Origin of the sequence: Mucilaginibacter sp. (assembly GCF_039925265.1) — a bacterium.
Classification (GTDB): domain Bacteria; phylum Bacteroidota; class Bacteroidia; order Sphingobacteriales; family Sphingobacteriaceae; genus Mucilaginibacter.
This window is the reverse complement of sequence record NZ_JBDSZG010000056.1, coordinates 50,973-69,741: the sequence shown is the minus strand read 5'-3', so window position 1 is coordinate 69,741 and position 18,769 is coordinate 50,973. Positions and strand designations below refer to the sequence as shown.

Sequence of the window (18,769 nt, the reverse complement as noted above, 5' to 3'; positions counted from 1 at the left end):
TTTAACTTTCTGCTCGTTAATAGATTCGGTTAAACTTTAAACCTTCAACTCAATACTACGCTTTCACAAAGGTATAAACAATATACCCTGTGCCGCTGCCTACGGCAACCGGCGACATCAGCGTCATACCGCTATCGCTAACGGTGCCGATGTTAAGGCGGTAACCTTCCTGTACATTTTTGGCCTTATCGCTTTCGTATAATTTTTTAAACTGGAACTGGGTGCCGGTGCTGCCACCTTTATAAACCGACCAGAAAATGGTTTGCGACTGGCCGTTGGTTAAGGTATACACACCATTACCACTGTTGGTGAATTTCCAGGTGCTGCCAACAAATGCGCTTGGCGCAGCCTGGTCGAAAACGTTTTGTACCGCGTTTGGTACAAGGCCATCATAAGTAACGTTGGTAAGCGTCCAGGTGCCAACAAATTTACCGCGCGATACGCTGGTGGCCGATGTTTCGGTAGATGGCGTAGTGGTGGCATTTTGTGGGGTTGAACATGCTGTGAAAACAAAGCTTAGGGCTAAAATAGCAAGGGATGTTTGGAATATCTTTTTCATGGTTTCTTTATATATAATATTATAGCAACATAACACAAATCCTGCCAAAAGGTTACAATTGTAATTTATTATAGTGTGGGTTAAACTGTAAAATACGAAAAGTATGTAATCCCCTGGAGGCCTGAGCTTACCGAAGGCTTGAACGCGAGGCATGTGATGTGCTAATGGTTCGACGGGCTCACCATGACACAAGTGTTTGATAGGCGTATTCCACCTCATCATCCTCCAATTCCGTCGCTTTAATAAAATTGAGCCGGGTAAGTAATTGTACCGCCTTGTGGTTTTGTTTTGTAGTAATGGCCACAACCCGGCTTAGCCCGAAGGTATCCAGGCCAAACTTAACAGCCAATAGTATCGCTTTGCTCATGTAGCCTTTACCCTGGTATTGTGGCAGTAGTACAAAGCCCAACTCGCCGGTGTTGTTGGCAAAGCCATGGTAATAGCCAAGCGTGCCAGTTATTTGGTTTGTGGCGGTATCAACTATGCACCAGTGGAATGGAGTTGCCCGCTGCATAGTCGGCATCTATCCGAGCCTGCATTTCCCTGGCTTCAGTTAAAGTATCAGCGGGTTTACCGTCGTAAAAGAAAATGGCCATAAGCGCCGGTATATCCGCAGGTAAAACTTCGCGTAGCAAAATACCTTCGCCGGTAAGTCGTGGGTATTGGGCGTATGGTGGAAGATTCATGGCGTGATTTTAATTGCGGACTGTGTAAGGAGGCACCTACGGAGCCAGGCACCAATGTGATACTTCTATAAACAAGATACCCCGCTGGGGTGCTAACAACAAGCGGCTCCGTAGGCGCCACCTGTTTAGTGGTTAACAAAAAAATTAAGGCTCCGTAGGTGCCGCCTATAGCGATCTTGAAAATCAATAGGCTGGGTTAATATGCCTCTACGGTTGCTGCAATGATAGTTTACGCCTGCTCCTGTTTGCTCTTCTCTATTATTTCTTTGTAGTAATTTTCGTACTCGGGCAGGATGTTGCTCAACTCAAACTCTTTGGCGCGGGCAAGAGCGTTCTCTTTAAACTGATTTAAACGCTCTTCATCTTCCAATATATAAATGGCGCGCTCTGCCATGCCGACCACGTCGCCAACGTCGCGCAGGAAGCCTGTAACACCTTCTATGTTCAATTCGGGCAAGCCACCAGCGTTGCTGCTGATCACAGGCACCTTGCAGGCCATAGCCTCCAATGCGGCTAAACCAAAGCTTTCTGATACGGATGGCATGAGGAACAGGTCGGATACAGATAATATCTCTTCAATAGCATCCTGTTTGCCCAAAAAGCGCACATGCTCGGCAATGTCTAAATCGCGGGCAAGCCGCTCACAAACCGAACGCTCGCCGCCATCGCCAACCATTAATAATTTGGCTGGGATGGTTTTTACCACTTCGGCAAAGATCTTTATCACATCTTCGGTACGTTTTACCTTACGGAAGTTGGAGGTATGCACCAATACCTTTTCGCCGTTTGGCGCTATAGCTTTTTTAAAGTGGTCTTTTGGCTTAAGGCTGAAACGGGTAAGATCGATAAAGTTGGGGATCACCTTAATGTCCTTCTCTATCTTAAAATATTTATAGGTATCATCTCTCAGGTGGGCCGATACGGCTGTTACGCCGTCGGATTTATTGATGGAGAAGGTAACCACGGGTTTATAGGTGCGGTCTTGCCCAACTAAGGTAATATCGGTACCGTGCAGGGTAGTGATAAAAGGGATATTGATGCCGTAGGTAGCGAGGATCTGCTGGGCCATAAACGCAGCCGATGCATGCGGGATAGCGTAATGTACATGCAGTACATCCAGTTTTTCGAAGCGTACCACATCTACCAAACGGCTGGCCAAAGCGAGCTCATACGGCGGAAAATCGAATAATGGATAGTTAGAAACGGCAACCTCGTGGTAAAACAGGTTTTCCGAAAAAAGATCCAGCCGCGCGGGCTGGTTATAGGTAACGAAATGAACCTGGTGTCCCCTGTCAGCAAGGGCCTTACCTAATTCTGTGGCTACAACCCCGCTACCGCCAAATGTAGGGTAACAAACAATGCCTATCTTCATTTTATGCTGATACGATTTAAGCTGTTATAACTAACGCCACGCCAAATATGTATGAAGATATGAGGTTTGCAGATTGCTGTTATAAAGCGTACAAGTTTAACAGCATTTTATTATAAATGTGTTACCGGCGTGTAAAAGTTTGGAGAGGGGTGTGAGAGGCAAGAATCAAGAGGCAAGAATTAAGACAGGAAGCGAAGAATCAAGAAGTCAAGAGGCAAGAATCAAGAAGGGAAGGGCAGATCAAGAATGAAGACGGGATGTGAAAGGCTAAGAAGCAAGATGTATGAATTCGCGTCATGCTTGTTTCAGCACCTCATCAAACAGGGTCACCACAATGCTAATCGGCCTTGTATTGGCGCGAGCTTTGCATGTGGGGTGCCGATATGCATCGGCATGACGTGTTTTATTTAGCCAGCGCTTGTACCAATGAACTAATGAACCAATAAACGATTACGCCACCCCGGCTACCCAGTTTACGATGGATGCATCCAGTATGCTGTTGATGGCGTTGAGCGCGGCTTTGCTTTTTGATACTTTCTCTACATCTTCCTGGTAAAAAAAGTGGTTTACGCCCAAAACCTTAAGCAATCCGTCTATCCGGGTGTGCTCTTTGTTTTTGTAGCAGCAAATTCTAATATTACGGTAAAAACTGTTGGATTGCAGGCGGCGCAGCACCTTTTCAAGTTCGGGACCCATGTGCTCGTAATCAAATAAAATTACATCGGGCTTCACTTCATGGATAGAGGGGAAGATCGCTGTTTGTACAGAGACCTGGCGCACGGTGTTGTAACCGGCGATCAACGCATCGGGGAAGGCTTTTGGGGCTACCAAAAGCACTTTTTTAGTACGCGAACGAATCATGCTCAAATGAATTGGGGTGCCTAAAGATAAAATGTACTTTTTACATTATCAAGCCGTTGCCCCTATAAAATTCATATTTATTTGAGTATTGATGATTAAATAATGTTAATAAAAGAGCAAAAAAAACGCCGGATGTGAAAATTACATCCGGCGCACTAAAATTATCTTTAAAGGTTATTTTATTTCAAAAACAGCCTGGATCTGGAAGCTCAGTTTTATCTTCTTAAAATCAATATCCGACTCGGGGGCGACATCCGCCATTGCGCTTTTACTCATGTACATTACATTACGCGGCGAGGGGAAGCTGCTGTTATCATTTTCTACAATATTAATGGCTCCGCCCAGCTTATCACCAAGGCCTGCCACTAAAAACGCTGCCTTATCGCGCGCTGCCAAAAGGGCTTTAAGCTTCAGTTCGTTCTTCACCGCGTTTAGCTTGGAGTAATCGTAGCTATCGATATTGGTTGCCTGGATGCCTTTAGGGTCTATCTTACTCAGGATCTGGTCGAATTTGTTCAGATCGCGAAATTTGATGCCATAGGCTTTGCTCGCCAAAAAATCAGGGTTCTTCTTTTTCTCGGTAGCATAATTCCAGGAGGAAAGGCTGTTAACGGTAAAATCTTCCTTGGCTATGCCTGCTTCGGCAACGGCTTTCTCCAGTTGGCTCTCCAGTTGCGAAATGGTTGTTTTCTTTTTACCATCCAGGTATTCTTTCAGGGTGATGGTTACGTTGATGATATCGGGGGTAACCTCCAACTCGGCAATGCCGGTAACTTCTATTTTGCGGCGCAGATCCACGGTTTGCGCAAATGTTGCTGTGATTGTTGATGCAACTAAAACTGCTGCTAATACTAATTTTTTCATGAGGTCTCTTTTGTTGTTATGTGTATGTAGATAGGTTTACGGGGCTAAGGTTTAATATGTAACACGTATAATATATATGTGTTATGTATAACCTGTAACTCCATTGGCCCTGTGGTGTTTTAAATATTTAGAAAGTGTAGCGCATAAAAAAGCCTCCCGGTTACAGGAGGCCTCATAGATAACTATTGATGTTCTTTATTTTTTTTAAACATATTTGCTTTTTTGGCCGGTAACCGCCCGGTCGTCGTCTGTAGAATAGTAGGGCGTGGTGTTAATCTGCTGTTTGTTGTCGCTATTATCGGCGCGGCGGTTACGTATTAAACGCTTACGGCGGCGTTTTAGGACATAGCGCGAACCCCAGTGATCGAATGTGCCCGTTATGGCCATTATGCCGCCAATAACAAATGCTGCGATCATGAAAATAATAAATATGTGGAGCGCCTCTGTGAGCAAATGTCGCATAGTTAAATTCTTTTGGTTACTACCGGTAAGGCAATAGCCGTGCCCGTTTTGGCTAAAAAATTTAAAAAAAGTGCATTGTTATAGGGGAATTGGTAAAGAAACGGCTATACTGTTATAAAAAGGTAATAATAAAGTGTTGGGCCGCAGGGTGGCAATAGTGTATGTTTAACACTACAAATAATGCAAGCGCCACCCTGGTCTCTAAATCTAAAACCTCCGCAGATATTTCTTATCCACCAGCTCGCCGTAAGGGATGTTTGCCGTTTGGCCCAGGGTGAACCATGGGGAATCATTTTGTAATACCTGTATATTTTGCGCGGGCATAAAGCTTTGCGCCAGCAGGAACACTTTTTTATGGGCCGTGTTCTCCGCAACATCCAAAATTATAAAGCAATGCCCCGGCGAACCGCCATGGATAAACACGTCGCCTGCCTTGAGTTCATCGGCGTTGGCAACGGGTTTTAGCTCTTTTTCCAGAGAGAGGGTGCCGGCGTAACTGAACACTAAAGTCATATATCGCATAAAGCTGGCATAGCTGTAATCTTTTTTGGCTTTTGGTACCCAGCGATTGTTGCTGTAGCGATAACCATTGGCATAGTGCTCAAAATCGCATTTAAAGCCGCTGGTGAAGTCAAAGCGGATGGCACGGTAATCCTGCCGCTGAAAAAGGTATTCGGCGCGGAGGCGCATTACGGCGTCGGCACATTGCTGCAGGTCCTGGCTGCCTATGCTCATATCAATAACAGCCGCCGTGTAAGGGTCGGTACGGGCAACATCGCCTGTAAAGGTTTTGGTGTGGGTGCCAGCAGGCAAAAGCGGGAGGTTTTGCAGGTACGCGCCAAAACTGCCGGGCGCTACGGCCACCTGCTGGTAGCCGGCCGGTGTTTTAAAACGCATAGATACCTTATCTGCCGGGGTAAAGCTGATGCAGGCGAATAGGATTATGGCAATAAGGTGTTTCATTTAATGATGGCGGATTTAAGCTGCTTAAAGCTATTAAAAGGAACCGGGATATTATCAACCAATTTAAAAGTAGAGAAATGTAAATGCGTTGGCGAGCGTTTTTTGTAAGCATTTAAGCCGGTGCGGCCAACTTCGGCGATTTTTTGGCCCTGCTTAACATAGTCGCCGGGGTGCACAAAAATGGCGCTGTTATGGGCGTAGTAGGAAAAATAACCAGCATCGGCGTTTAAGCCGGGATGATAGATCCAGATGTATTTGCCGCCCCGCATATCACCAGTTAGATCCCATTGGTTGGTGCAGGCCACTATAATGCCCGGAGCAATGGCCAGTACATTTACGGGCTGGTGGGTGCGGTCGTCCAAGCAATCCTGGTTTTTATCGTTGATGAAAATATCGTGGGCAGGGTGGGCGCCGTGCTTGTTGCCGTCGATATAGTTGAAGCCTTTATCATTATAACCATTTCCGTTTGTGCCGCCGGCCGCGCGGTAGTTATAGCCCTGCAAAGGGAAGATCCACTGCTGCGCAGCGCCGGGTTGGGCCTGAGATAAATAATCTTTTGTTACCTGCTGCACAAACCGACCGATAACCATCTGCGCCTCCTGCTTTTTTACATGGCCTTTTAGCACTTCGTTGTTAAAAGCGTTAAAATCTTTGTATTTACCCGTGTCGGTTTGCGCGAGGGCTGGCAGGGTAAAAAGTATGGCGATAAGGGCGGTTAAGAGCTTCTTCATAAATGGTGATTAAATTTAGGGAGTTTTTATCTGAAACAGAATTTTCAGAATAGTTGCAGCAAATTCTGTTAATTCTGATTCAGACTCCCCAAACCCGCTCTTCTTCCCGTATCCTTACCGTCAGCATTACCGCATTTAACAAGGTAAATACAATTGCCGTGGCGTAAAGGTGAAATACGAGGGGGATAACGATGATCTCGCAGATAACGATGAAATAATTTGGGTGCTTAAACATTTTATAGGGGCCCTTGCGCACGAAAACTGAATTGGGGATACGAAGTATTTTAGTGTTCCAGTATTTGCCTAAGGAGCCTATCGTCCATATTTTAAGGGAGATGAGCAGCAGGAAGATGATGAGCATCAGCAGACTAAACTCGCCGCCGAGGTAAAAGTATTCGGCTATCATGCTGATGATAAATGCCGTGTGCAGTGCTACAATGAATGGGTAATGCGCCTTACCAAATTCTTCGGCACCCTGCGCGCGGGCCCAGGACTCGTTGCGCCTGGCAATAACCAATTCCAACAGGCGCTGCAATATGACGAAGCTGATAAAGAGGATAAAATACATGTTTAGTTTTTCATATCTAATAAAACCATTTCACTGCTAAAACCGGGCCCCATGGCCAGCATCAGTCCGTAACCATCTTCGTAACCTTCGGTCATGAATTTTTCCAGCACGTAGAGCACGGTAACGCTGCTCATGTTGCCGTTTTCGTTCATTACCTGGCGGGTATTGTGGAGGAAATCGCCCTCCACCTGCAAGGCATCCGCATAGGCGTCCAATACCTTTTTGCCACCGGGATGGAACACAAAGTTTTTAATATCCTTCAGTTCCAGGTTCTGTTTGGCCAGGAAGGCATCAATGTCGCCCCGTATGTTCTCGTTGATGAAGGTAGGGATATCTTTGGAGAAGAGTACCTTAAAACCGGTATCTTTAAAATCCCAGCCCATTACCTCCAGCGAATCGTAATAAAGCTTACTGCTGGCTGCCAGGATCCTGATCTTTTCTTCCGTTTTGTGGTTATCACCTTTTACAATAACCGCCGCTATGCCATCGCTAAACAAGCTGCTGCCGATGAAATTACTTTTACTGTAATCGTTTTTAATGAGGGTAAGCGAACATAGCTCTACTGCTACCAGCAAAACCACAGCATCGGGGTTAGCCTTTGCCAGCGTGTTCGCTTTGGCCATGCCGGATACGCCACCGCCACAGCCAAGCCCCCAAACGGGGATGCGGTTGATATGCGGGTTGAGGCGCATTTTGTTGATGATAAGGGCATCGATGCTTGGCGTTGCGAGGCCGGTGGTAGATATAAAGATAAGGTCGGTAACGTCATCTTTGTTTACGCCGGCTTTTGCTAAGGCGCTTTCTATCGCCTGTATGGAATACTCCAGTGCATTGGTAATATAATCATCGTTACGCTGCTCAAAGGTGTTGGGTTCGGCATAGTAAGTGATCGGCTTGCAGAAGTTGCGGGTAACAATCTCTGTATTATCAAAGGCGGGCATCAGGCGGTCTACCTGCGGAAAATGTTCCACAAACAAGGCGCGGGCCTGGGCCTTTACCTCCTGTTGTTTTACTTTATAGGGGAGGCTTACGCCTGATACTGAAGCTATAGATGGCATATAATTGAGGGCGAATGATACAGGTATACTAATAGAATTATAATCTAAATTGTTTCGGGAGGGTGAAATACCCTCGTAACAATTACATACGTAAATAGGTGATTAAGAGTTTAGGGGGTACGGTGAGAGAGGTAGAAGGGTTGCTTCTTAATTCGCAAAGACATAATAGCGAGGACGGGCGAGCTTCAGTTCCCCTTACCTATTTTTATACCAATCGCGCAGGAAGTAGCAAAAAAGCAATAAGCCGGCGGTTAATACGCCCATAAACGGCCACGCTTCGCGTTTATGCCCGGCAAAACTGTATACAATGTGCTGCCTCACTTCCACTTGGCTCGCCCTTTTGCCATACTCCAAGCCCTCCAAACTCAATATTTGGTAAATAGCCGGAGGACTGTAGATGGTTAGGGTATCGCCTTTGCGGAACGCAGTTAAAAGCGCCGGATCGTTATCCTTAACTTCTATTTCGCAGGCTGCGGTGCTGTTATTCAGCACTACCTTTAACGAGTAATTAGGCAATGTTGCCCGTTTATGGTACATGCGGTACGACCCTATAGTAACCCGCCTATCAACCACAACCCCGGTAACCTTATCAAGACAGCTTACCGGGAATAATTGTGCCGCCAATTGCATCAATAACAATAGCCCGATGATAACAATAAACATATCTATCAGGTATTTTCGGCTAAACCTATCACGCGGTAAGGTTTTAAAATCTTTTTTTATGGTTGCTATTAATGCACCGGGTTTTAGGCTATTTAACATTACCCTTCTATTTTTATATCATACCTTGCCAAAAGGCCGGGCAAGCCATGCAGCGAGAAATGGGCTTTTTTGATGGCATTATCATCCGGATCTATAGTAAAATTGTAGGAGGAGCGGAGGTCGGCACCTTTTAATATGGTGCGGCTGAAGAAGGCGCGGTGCAGGTTGCAGTTGATGAATTTGGCGTCGGTTAGATCCGCCTCGGTAAGGTCGGTTTCTATCATGGAGCAATCGGTAAACTTTGCTTTTTTGTTCTTCTTTTGGTAGAAGATGGCATTATCCAAAATACTGCCCTCAAAATGTACCTCGAACAAAAAATCACGCGCCTTGCTAAAGTTTACACCGCTTAGTTTGCAGCGCTTAAACAGCACGTTTTGAAAGCCGGTGTTGCCCACGCTCGCCAGCAGCAGGTTACAATCCTCAAAAGTGCAATCCATAAAAATCAGGCCATCCAGGTAAGCGTTGGCAAAATCGCAACTGATGAATTTGCAATGCTCGTAAGTTTGGGCGGTTTTTAGTTGGGTAGCAGGAATTTTAGTGAAAGTTTGGTCTTCGTAGAGCATAAGGCAAAGATAAGGGTGGCGGTGGGTTTGGCTAAAGGGAAGTTCAATTTTATTAAAGCTGAGGAATATCTTCCACTAACATACATTTTCCTTAAATAAAATCATCGGCTGCTCATTGCCGCAGGGGCTACTTCTTTTTTCTTGATAAAAAAGAAGCAAAAAATCAAGTCAGAGCGGATGCTGCCCCGCCCGCCCTGCCGGTTCTTAACGCTTTTTCTCTCGGTACTTCGCTACGCTCCGTACCCATCGGAAAAAGCTAAACCGGCATTCCCGCCATACGCCCGGCCCGCCCGCTCTGACAGGGCCCGCGCTTCTTTTAACAGCTGCCATTGCTGCGCAGTGCCGTGTCATTACCTTCTGACTGCTTTCGCCCGAAGCTTATCTGCTGACCTGAGGAAAATAACTTACCGAACCCAACGAAGCCCGCTCCTAATCGGCCTTGCCCTGTTCGGTAACCACTGGCTTGCTAAAGCAGAACCTTTCATAGAACAGGGCGCAGCCGAGAGTTTTTTCATTGGTTACTTTCTTTTTAGCTGAAAAAAAGAAAAGTAACATCCACAGGCTTAGCATAACTTACTGCACGTTCCTAACGAAGAACTGAAGAGCAAAAAGCAATAAATATTAGCTAATAGAGAACCGCTGATTTATCATCTCCCTTTCCTATATTTAGCTACTCAACATAAACATTATCACCATGAATCTCCGCCCTATACTTACGCTCGCGTTTTCGGCTTTAATATTAAATGCCACAAAAGCCCAAATGGCCCCGGCAAAAATCGACAGCCTGGCAAACCTGGCGTTAAAAACCTTTGATGTGCCCGGTATGGCCGTGGCTGTGGTTAAGGATGGCAAATTATTGTACGCCAACGGTTACGGGGTGGCATCACTGCGCACGCAAAAAAAAGTGGATGCCAACACGTTATTCGGAATTGCATCAAACAGCAAAGCCTTTACTACCGCCGCTATCGGTATTTTGGTGGATGAGGGCAAACTGAAACTGGACGACAAGGTAACCGACTATATCCCCGAATTTAAAATGTTCGACCCGTATGTTACGGCCGAATTTACTATCCGCGACCTGCTTACTCATCGCAGCGGCCTGGGCCTTGGCGCGGGTGATTTGATGATCTTCCCGGATTCTACGGATTTTACCGTGAAGGATATCATCCACAACCTGCGCTACCTAAAACCTGTGAGCAGTTTCCGCAGCAAGTTTGATTACGATAATCAGCTATACATTGTAGCTGGCGAGGTGATTGCCCGCGTAAGCGGCATGAGCTGGGAGGATTTTATCGAGACCCGCATCATGAAGCCGCTGCAAATGAACGGCAGCTTTGCCTCCTACAGCCGCATTAAAAATACGAAGAATTATATTGATGCCCATGCCGCAGTTGATGGCAAAGTGGTGGTTATCCCCCGCAACACCAGCGAACCTACCAATGCCGCGGGCGGGATCTACAGCAGTGTGCACGACCTGGCTAAATGGGCCGTTATGCAAATGAACGACGGTAAATACGGCGATGCGCTGGCCAAAAATATTTTTAGCAGCACCGTTCATCGCCAAATGTGGTCGGTGCAAACTCCCTTGCCTTCCGGGCCGGGTTCTTACAATACGCATTTTGCCGGTTACGGACTGGGCTGGTTTTTAAATGATGCAAAAGGCTATTTAAAGGTTAGCCATACCGGCGGGTTGGATGGTATGGTAACACAGGTAACGCTTTTCCCTGAGTTGAAATTGGGCATCATCGTGCTCACCAACCAGCAATCGGGCGGGGCGTTTAGCTCCGTTACCAACGAGATCATAGATAGCTACATTGGCGATACCGGTCGCGATTGGGTAAAAGTATACAGTGATAACGAAAAAGCCGGGATGGCCGGCGCGGGCAAAGTAGTAGCCGATGTTTGGCAACAAGTGGAAGAGCAAAAGAAAGCCGCTGTGGATGGCAGTGTGTACGCGGGCACCTACCATGATAACTGGCTGGGCGATGTTGTCATCAGCCAAAAGGACGGGCAGCTTTGGTTTGTATCGAAACGGTCGCCGCACTTATCCGGGCAAATGTTCTATTACAAAGGCAACACCTTTGTGGTGAAATGGAACAAGCGCAGCATGGATGCCAATGCCTTCGCCATGTTCACTACTGATGAGAACGGCAAACCGCTTGGACTAAAAATGAAAGCCATAAGCCCGGCAACAGATTTCAGCTACGATTTTCAGGATCTGGATTTTGTGAAGACGAAGTAGTATTTTAACGATGAAAAAACTTCTTTTTGCCGCATTATTCCTTTCCATAGGTTTTGCCCTTAGGGCGCAATCCACAACTGACGATCAAAAATGGGACAGGCTTATCAGCAGCCTGGAAACGGAAGACTGGGTACCCGCAAATAAATTATCATTATCCATGCTTAACAGTATACCAGCGGCAGACCAAAACGGTAACAAGGCGGCCATTTTGCGGTATATGTATATTCTTTCCGAGTCGGGCTTGATGGACTTGGGCAAGGTAGACAAGCCCGAGGCGCTAAAAAAGGTTATCGGCTTTGTGGGTAAGCCTATTCTTTTACCGGGGCACCCTGTATCTGTAAAACAAAAATTCAACAGTATTACCAGCGCATCTAATGGCGCCGATACCCTATTTGTGACAGCAACCAACCAAAAGGGTACATCTATATTTGCTTTTGAATATATCGTACTAAAAACCAAATGGACGGAAGCCGATCTCAACGCAAACAATGGGAAAGTTTGGCGACTCGGCGGCATCCTCAAATCCATTACTGTAGAAGGCAATATATTTAAAAGGTTTAAGCTGATGATAAACGAGGGCACGGCGGAGGAGCAGCAGCCATAAACACTGGGCAGCTTCGGTTCACATTTTCAGGATCTGGATTTTGCGAAGGTGAAGTAGGGGTTGGTTAGGCAAGTCTCTGTTTTAGGAGTTGGTATAAATTAGCGTATTCCAAATCGCCGATCTCTTTTTTACTTATAGAGAATTGTACCTCTTTTGTATCCTTGTTGGTAATTAGCAATACTTCATTAAAATCAACTACAGATTTTAACAAGCTCCATGCAACTTTTTGGGATTTCTCGTCATCCTCATAGGTTATTCCAAAATCAGAAAAGGTGTAGTTGTAATCGAGTTTGTTTTGTTGGGATCGGTTAGTGTAATTTTTAACAGTTTTAAAATACTTTTTCTTCCTCTGGAAAAAGATTAACCAAGTAAAACTAACAAACAGACAATAGACAGCGCCAATTAGCGTACCCGTTGGAAAAGGAGCCGAATCATCCATATGGATCCCGCCTAAAAGTATAAATACTGCAAGCGCCGAATGAATAAGATAACTGCTTTTGTTTTTATGATACCAGTATTTCCAAACCTGCCTGTGTTTACTTAAAATGTTTTCGGCATTAAATGAGATTGTTATTAGTTTGTCCATGGTTTAGGATATAGCCAAATATATACATTCCGCAGTTTTCGCCCAGCCTTAACTACATATTCCGCCTGTACTGCCCACCAACCTCGTAAAGCGCATGGCTTATTTGCGCCAGACTGCAATATTTGCAAGCTTGCATCAGGCTTTCGAAGATGTTGTCACCGGCTATAGCGCGTTGCTGTAACTCTTTTAACAGCGCAGGCGCTTTATCCTCGTTGCGTTGCTGAAACAGGTGCAGGGCCTCTATCTGGTACTGCTTCTCTTCTTCGGTAGCGCGAATAACTTCTGATGGGATGAGCGTAGGCGAGCCTTTTTTGTTAAGGAAGGTATTTACCCCGATGATGGGGTATTCGCCGGTATGTTTAAGGGTTTCGTAGTAAAGGGATTCTTCCTGGATCTTACTGCGCTGGTACATGGTTTCCATGGCGCCGAGGACTCCACCGCGATCGTTAATGGCTTTAAATTCGGTGAGGACGGCTTGCTCCACCAGGTCGGTTAGTTCTTCTATGATAAAAGCACCCTGTATCGGGTTCTCGTTTTTGGCGAGGCCGAGTTCGCGGTTGATGATAAGTTGGATAGCCATTGCACGACGTACGGACTCTTCCGTAGGCGTGGTGATCGCCTCGTCGTAAGCATTGGTATGCAGTGAATTACAATTATCATATATAGCATACAAGGCCTGCAGCGTGGTGCGAATATCGTTAAAGTCGATCTCCTGCGCATGCAGTGAGCGACCGCTGGTTTGGATATGGTATTTCAGTTTTTGCGACCGGTCGTTACCCTTATACTTATTTTTGATAGCCTTGGCCCAGATGCGCCTTGCTACGCGGCCGATAACGGAATATTCCGGGTCGATACCATTACTAAAGAAGAAGGAAAGGTTAGGAGCAAAGTCGTCTATATGCATTCCCCTGCTGAGGTAGTACTCCACATAAGTAAAACCATTGCTCAGCGTAAAGGCCAACTGTGTTATCGGGTTGGCACCCGCCTCGGCAATGTGGTAGCCGGAGATTGATACTGAATAAAAATTCCGCACTTTTTCCTGAATAAAATATTGCTGGATGTCGCCCATCATCCGCAGGGCAAACTCGGTGCTGAAGATGCAGGTGTTCTGCGCCTGGTCCTCCTTTAAAATATCTGCCTGCACGGTGCCACGCACGGTAGCAATGGCATAGGCGCGGATCTTTTCGTAAACATCAGCGGGGAGGATGAGGTCGCCGGTAAGGCCTAATAGCGTTAAACCTAAACCACTGTTGCCGGTTGGCAGATCCCCCCCCTGGTACTGCGGTCTCACTAACCCTTTATCATCATACAGCTCCCTATACTTCGCTTCTACCAAATGGTGCAACTTGTTCTCGGTGATGTATTTTTCGCATTGCTGGTCGATGGCGGCATTCATGAAAAAGCCAAGCAGCATAGGCGCGGGGCCGTTGATGGTCATGCTTACAGAAGTACTGGCATGGCAAAGGTCGAAACCTGAGTAAAGTTTTTTGGCATCATCCAGCGTGGCGATGCTTACGCCTGAGTTACCTATTTTGCCATATATATCGGGGCGGGTGTGCGGATCTTCTCCGTACAGCGTAACCGAATCAAAGGCGGTAGAAAGCCGGTGCGCCGGTTGCCCGAAGGATACATAATGAAAGCGTTTGTTGGTCCGCTCGGGGCCACCCTCACCGGCAAACATACGGGTGGGGTCTTCGCCTTCGCGCTTTAGCGGGAACACGCCTGCCGCGTATGGGAACTCGCCCGGTACATTTTCGGTAAGCAGCCATCTAAGCACATCACCCCATGCCTCGTATTTAGGCAGGGAGATCTTAGGGATGCTGAGTTGCGAAAGCGAGGTATAATATAAAGGCTGTTTAATTTCCTTATCGCGTACTTTGTAAATAAAATTCTCTGCCTTGTATTTGGCAACGGTTTCCGGCCATTCTTTCAACAGGCGTTTGCAATCGGGGTGGAGGTGGTTTTCGAGGTGGTTATAAATCTCTTGTAGAGACGCGATACTTCGCGTCTTTAACTCTTGTCCGCCCTGCATGGTGGGAGACGCAAAATATTGCGTCTCTACGGTTTTGTTCCCCTCTTGAGAGGGGTTAGGGGTGTGTTTCGCCAATAGGTCGATCGTTCCACTAATCTGAAACAACTGTTGCGCTATCTTACATTGCTCATTCACCCAATCGGTATAAGCGGCACTACTTTCGGCTATCTCTGCAAGGTATCTTATTCTATCCGGCGGGATAATATAGATCTTCTCCGATTCGTCACCTTTCACTTTCAGCTCCTTGCCCTCCAGTAGATCAATGCCTGTTTTATCCTTCACCGTTTTCATGATGGCGGCAAAGAGGGTGTTCATTCCCGGGTCGTTAAACTGTGAGGCCATGGTGCCGTAAACGGGCAGTTCGTCGTCGGCTGCGGTGAACAGCATATGGTTGCGCTTGTATTGCTTGCGCACATCGCGGATGGCATCTAAGGCACCGCGTTTATCGAATTTGTTGAGGGCCACCAGGTCGGCAAAATCCAGCATGTCTATTTTTTCCAGCTGGGTGGCCGCGCCAAATTCCGGCGTCATCACATAGAGGGACAGGTCGCAGTAATCGGTTATCATGGTATCCGATTGGCCTATGCCTGATGTTTCTACGATCACCATATCATAACCGGCCGCTTTGCAAATGTCAATGGCTTCCTGCACGTGTTTGCTTAGCGCCAGGTTGGCCTGCCGTGTAGCCAGCGAGCGCATATAAATACGGGGACTGTTAATGGCGTTCATCCTTATCCTATCGCCAAGTAAGGCACCGCCCGTTTTACGCTTAGACGGATCTACCGAAATAATGGCCAGCGTTTTATCCGTCTCCATTAAAAACCTCCGCACAAATTCATCTACCAACGATGATTTCCCCGAACCGCCCGTGCCGGTAATACCCAGGACAGGGGTAGTAAGTGGTGAATGATGAGTGGTGAGTGGTTGCGGATTGCCCAATTCGGCGGCGGTTATCAGCCGGGCTATTGTGCCTGCATTTAGCTCTTTCGTCTTTTGTCCTTCATCTAAAAGTCCTGGAGTCAAAAAATCACAAGCCTGCATCATATCGTTAATCATCCCCTGCAGGCCCATGGTGCGGCCATCATCGGGCGAGTAGATACGGGTGATACCGTAGGCATGCAGTTCGGCTATCTCATTCGGCAGGAAAACGCCGCCACCGCCGCCAAATATTTTGATATGTTGTGCGCCGCGCTCGTTCAGGAGGTCGCGCATGTATTTAAAGTACTCCACATGGCCGCCCTGGTAGCTGGTGAGGGCAATGCCCTGCACGTCTTCCTGTATAGCGCAGTTTACTACTTCATCAACGCTGCGGTTATGGCCGAGGTGAATTACCTCTGCGCCGGTGCTTTGCAATATGCGGCGCATGATGTTGATGGTAGCATCGTGCCCGTCGAAAAGTGAGGCGGCGGTAACAAAACGAATTTTATACTGAGATTTATACGGAACTATGCTTTCCATGCAGGCGTAATTGGTTCGGTGGTAAAATTAACCAATTTTTACACATGCAAAAGCTATGCTTGCATAATAAAAACACCATGCGCCTCCTCCAGGTCGCCGTATTTTATAATATGGTGTTTCATCAGCACCTGCACTAATACCTCCGGACTAAAGTCGTCGGCAAGATCAAAAGAAGTGCAGCCATTAGCGGTACTTACGGTGCAGATGCCTGTTTCAAACGCAAAGGTAAGCCCGCTAAACTTACCCGAAACCACGGCAATGGTTTCGCTGTCCGGCACCTCAAATGTATTGTGGATGTTGTTGAAAAACCGGCAAAGGTTTTTTACATGGCGGCAGGTGTTTATTGCTCGGATCATCAGCTTTTCAGGATCAGTTTTAAACGGCTTTTGATAATGCTCTCTTTAACAAATGCCGGCAGGATGCTATTTAGCAAGACTAACACGCGGTTAACCGCACCGGGGATGATCTCTTTTTTCCCCTTCAGCATCCCGTCTATGGCTATACGTGCTACGTCTTCGGCTTCCAGGATGGTTGCCCTGGCAATGCCTTTTAGTTTGTTGTTCATTACCAACAGCTCGGGTTTGGTGTTGATGCCGCCCGGACTAAGCAGGCTGATCCGGACATTGCTGCCCGATAATTCGAGCTGTAAACATTTGGTAAAATAACGAATGAAAGATTTGGTGGCCCCGTACACCTGTTTCTTGGGCACCACAAATAATCCGCCCAGGCTACCCACGTTCAGGACGTAAGAGGTTACCGCAGCGTTGGCCTGTTCTAAAAATAATCGCGTTAGCAAAACCGGGGTAATCACATTTAGCTCTATCTGTTTTTTGTAGAATAGGGGGTCCTTATCCTCAAACCAAGACCAGTTTCCCAGTCCTGCGTTGTTGATCAGGATGTTTGCGGCTCCACCGTGCAAATGCAGGTGAACGAAGATCTCCGGGTAACCATCGGTATCGGTAAGGTCCATTTCCAGTTCGTCCACCCTCACGGCAAAATTCTTGCGGAGATAGCTGGCCAACTGCGGCAGGCCCGAGCCGGGCAGCGCTACCAGCATTAAGTTGATGTTACGGCGTGCCAGTTCTATGGCTAAGGATTTGCCCAAGCCTTCGCTGGCACCGGTTATAATTGCGGTTAATTGTTGCATTTTAAGCTTGTTTTAAGTAGTCTACAGTATTTTGCATCGCCCCGCCGAAAGGGGTAATGCGGTAACCCAGTTGCGCGGTTGCTTTTTGGCTGCTGTATTTTTGGTCGAATTTGAGGCGATCGGCAAATTCGGGTAAAAAGAAAGGTGGCAGGCCGGTGAGTTTTGTTTTGAGCCACTCTACGTGGCTATAAAATTTAATAGCCTTTTGCGGCACGCGGATCATACCGTGTTTAATGCCCGATGCACCCCTCACCGCACTAAAGAAACTGTTGAAACTGATATCTTCCCCGCCTAAAATGTAGCGGTTACCCGTAATGCCTTTTTCCATAGCGGCAATGTGCCCTGCTACTACATCGTGCAGGTAGGCATAGTTAGCCACCTGCTCGCCATTGCCGGGGATAACGCGCCACTTGCCTTTGAGGTAGCCGTTCACCATTTTACTTACGGTGTTGCTATCGGTAACCGGCCCCTCGCCAAATACGCGCGATGGGTTTACGGTGACCACATCCAGCCCTTGTTTTACAAATTGCTGCACCTCCAGTTCGGCCAGGTATTTGGTGCATTCGTACGCAATGGGGAAGCCAACTATTCGCGGCTCGTCCTCGCTTAACGGGAAATTAAGCGTTGGCCCCCAAACGCCGCAGGTGCTGGTATAAACCGCCCTTTGCACGCCGGAGTTTGTGGCTGCATTGAGCACGTTGCGGGTGCCGGTAACGTTGGTATCATAAAAAGCATCAGGGTTGCGGCTCCACATTTTGGCGAGGGCGGCGGTATGGTAAACCTGCCCGCAGCCTTGCATGGCTTTTTTAAGGCTATCGGGGTATAAAATATCGCCCTGTACCGCCTCAATATTTTTGTGCTTTATCAAATAAGGATGCGAAGTATTGCGGCAAAGCGCTTTTACGCGGTGACCTTTATTGGCCAGCGCCAGGCAGATTTCGCGCCCTATAAAACCTGTGGCGCCGGTAACAAATATGGTTTTCATACCGGTAATACAACACGAGGGCGGCTTACCCCTATGTGATATCAATCTTTTAACACGATTTAGGGATTGATAGATTAAACAGGATTTTTTTACCGATTTTTTAAGGACGCAATTCGTTTGAACATTACTGGCACTTTTATACGCATATGCAGCAGCTGACTCAATAGCGCAGATGATGTTGGCTGATTATTTCGGCGAACTGCAATAAGTAGTAAATTAATGTGGGTGGTGATGATAAAGCGCTTTAAATCAGTATTATTGTTTTA

20 protein-coding genes are annotated in these 18,769 nt (G+C 46.9%); 2 read left to right on the top strand and 18 right to left on the bottom strand.

Annotation, left to right across the window (positions count from 1 at the left end; translation table 11 throughout):
• Positions 1-55 precede the first annotated feature (55 nt).
• The 13 genes from ABIX36_RS24240 to ABIX36_RS24180 all read right to left on the bottom strand — a co-directional run bounded on the left by ABIX36_RS24240 (position 56) and on the right by ABIX36_RS24180 (position 9,449).
• Positions 56-559, bottom strand: coding sequence for a hypothetical protein (locus tag ABIX36_RS24240; protein ID WP_348084750.1), 504 nt, complete (start codon positions 557-559; stop codon positions 56-58).
• A 178-nt stretch (positions 560-737) separates the two neighbouring features.
• Positions 738-1,073, bottom strand: a complete 336-nt coding sequence (locus tag ABIX36_RS24235) for a GNAT family N-acetyltransferase (protein WP_348084749.1) — start codon at positions 1,071-1,073, stop codon at positions 738-740.
• Positions 1,036-1,245: a hypothetical protein gene (locus ABIX36_RS24230; RefSeq protein WP_348084748.1), complete on the bottom strand. Its 210-nt coding sequence runs from the start codon at positions 1,243-1,245 to the stop codon at positions 1,036-1,038. Before ABIX36_RS24230 ends, ABIX36_RS24235 begins: the two co-directional genes overlap by 38 nt.
• Positions 1,246-1,474: 229 nt before the next feature.
• Complete coding sequence (gene bshA, locus ABIX36_RS24225; RefSeq protein ID WP_348084747.1) at positions 1,475-2,617, bottom strand: N-acetyl-alpha-D-glucosaminyl L-malate synthase BshA; 1,143 nt, start codon at positions 2,615-2,617, stop codon at positions 1,475-1,477.
• Between the two features lie 450 nt (positions 2,618-3,067).
• Entirely contained in the window at positions 3,068-3,478 is a 411-nt protein-coding gene (locus ABIX36_RS24220; protein ID WP_348084746.1) for a hypothetical protein, read from the bottom strand.
• 174 nt (positions 3,479-3,652) lie between these two features.
• Positions 3,653-4,342, bottom strand: coding sequence for an SIMPL domain-containing protein (locus ABIX36_RS24215; RefSeq protein ID WP_348084745.1), 690 nt, complete (start codon positions 4,340-4,342; stop codon positions 3,653-3,655).
• Between the two features lie 204 nt (positions 4,343-4,546).
• Entirely contained in the window at positions 4,547-4,759 is a 213-nt protein-coding gene (locus ABIX36_RS24210; protein WP_348084744.1) for a hypothetical protein, read from the bottom strand.
• A 252-nt stretch (positions 4,760-5,011) separates the two neighbouring features.
• Positions 5,012-5,767 carry a DUF4846 domain-containing protein gene (locus ABIX36_RS24205; RefSeq protein ID WP_348084743.1) on the bottom strand — a complete coding sequence of 252 codons (756 nt, stop codon included), beginning with the start codon at positions 5,765-5,767 and terminating at the stop codon, positions 5,012-5,014.
• Positions 5,764-6,498 carry a M23 family metallopeptidase gene (locus tag ABIX36_RS24200; RefSeq protein ID WP_348084742.1) on the bottom strand — a complete coding sequence of 245 codons (735 nt, stop codon included), beginning with the start codon at positions 6,496-6,498 and terminating at the stop codon, positions 5,764-5,766. Before ABIX36_RS24200 ends, ABIX36_RS24205 begins: the two co-directional genes overlap by 4 nt.
• 79 nt (positions 6,499-6,577) lie before the next feature.
• Positions 6,578-7,066, bottom strand: coding sequence for an isoprenylcysteine carboxylmethyltransferase family protein (locus ABIX36_RS24195; protein ID WP_348084741.1), 489 nt, complete (start codon positions 7,064-7,066; stop codon positions 6,578-6,580).
• A 2-nt stretch (positions 7,067-7,068) separates the two neighbouring features.
• Positions 7,069-8,124, bottom strand: coding sequence for a 3-oxoacyl-[acyl-carrier-protein] synthase III C-terminal domain-containing protein (locus ABIX36_RS24190; protein WP_348084740.1), 1,056 nt, complete (start codon positions 8,122-8,124; stop codon positions 7,069-7,071).
• A 195-nt stretch (positions 8,125-8,319) separates the two neighbouring features.
• Positions 8,320-8,886 carry a hypothetical protein gene (locus ABIX36_RS24185; protein WP_348084739.1) on the bottom strand — a complete coding sequence of 189 codons (567 nt, stop codon included), beginning with the start codon at positions 8,884-8,886 and terminating at the stop codon, positions 8,320-8,322.
• Positions 8,886-9,449: a pentapeptide repeat-containing protein gene (locus tag ABIX36_RS24180; RefSeq protein WP_348084738.1), complete on the bottom strand. Its 564-nt coding sequence runs from the start codon at positions 9,447-9,449 to the stop codon at positions 8,886-8,888. Before ABIX36_RS24180 ends, ABIX36_RS24185 begins: the two co-directional genes overlap by 1 nt.
• A 694-nt stretch (positions 9,450-10,143) precedes the next feature.
• On the opposite strand from ABIX36_RS24180, the gene ABIX36_RS24175 reads away from it, so the two are divergent.
• Together ABIX36_RS24175 and ABIX36_RS24170 are read left to right on the top strand one after the other, a co-directional pair.
• Complete coding sequence (locus tag ABIX36_RS24175; RefSeq protein ID WP_348084737.1) at positions 10,144-11,691, top strand: serine hydrolase; 1,548 nt, start codon at positions 10,144-10,146, stop codon at positions 11,689-11,691.
• Between the two features lie 10 nt (positions 11,692-11,701).
• On the top strand, positions 11,702-12,295 hold the full coding sequence (locus ABIX36_RS24170) for a hypothetical protein (RefSeq protein ID WP_348084736.1): 594 nt from the start codon (positions 11,702-11,704) through the stop codon (positions 12,293-12,295).
• A 64-nt stretch (positions 12,296-12,359) separates the two neighbouring features.
• On the opposite strand, the gene ABIX36_RS24165 is transcribed toward ABIX36_RS24170, so the two are convergent.
• Genes ABIX36_RS24165 through ABIX36_RS24145 form a run of 5 tightly spaced genes read right to left on the bottom strand, consistent with a single transcriptional unit; the run spans position 12,360 to position 18,503 of the window.
• Positions 12,360-12,881, bottom strand: coding sequence for a hypothetical protein (locus ABIX36_RS24165; RefSeq protein WP_348084735.1), 522 nt, complete (start codon positions 12,879-12,881; stop codon positions 12,360-12,362).
• 52 nt (positions 12,882-12,933) lie between these two features.
• A complete protein-coding gene (locus ABIX36_RS24160) occupies positions 12,934-16,371 on the bottom strand; it encodes a methylmalonyl-CoA mutase family protein (RefSeq protein ID WP_348084734.1) in 3,438 nt (1,145 codons plus the stop codon).
• Between the two features lie 53 nt (positions 16,372-16,424).
• On the bottom strand, positions 16,425-16,727 hold the full coding sequence (locus ABIX36_RS24155) for a hypothetical protein (protein ID WP_348084733.1): 303 nt from the start codon (positions 16,725-16,727) through the stop codon (positions 16,425-16,427).
• Complete coding sequence (locus tag ABIX36_RS24150; protein WP_348084732.1) at positions 16,727-17,518, bottom strand: SDR family NAD(P)-dependent oxidoreductase; 792 nt, start codon at positions 17,516-17,518, stop codon at positions 16,727-16,729. Before ABIX36_RS24150 ends, ABIX36_RS24155 begins: the two co-directional genes overlap by 1 nt.
• Before the next feature lies 1 nt (position 17,519).
• Complete coding sequence (locus tag ABIX36_RS24145) at positions 17,520-18,503, bottom strand: SDR family NAD(P)-dependent oxidoreductase (protein ID WP_348084731.1); 984 nt, start codon at positions 18,501-18,503, stop codon at positions 17,520-17,522.
• Between the last annotated feature and the right edge of the window lie 266 nt (positions 18,504-18,769).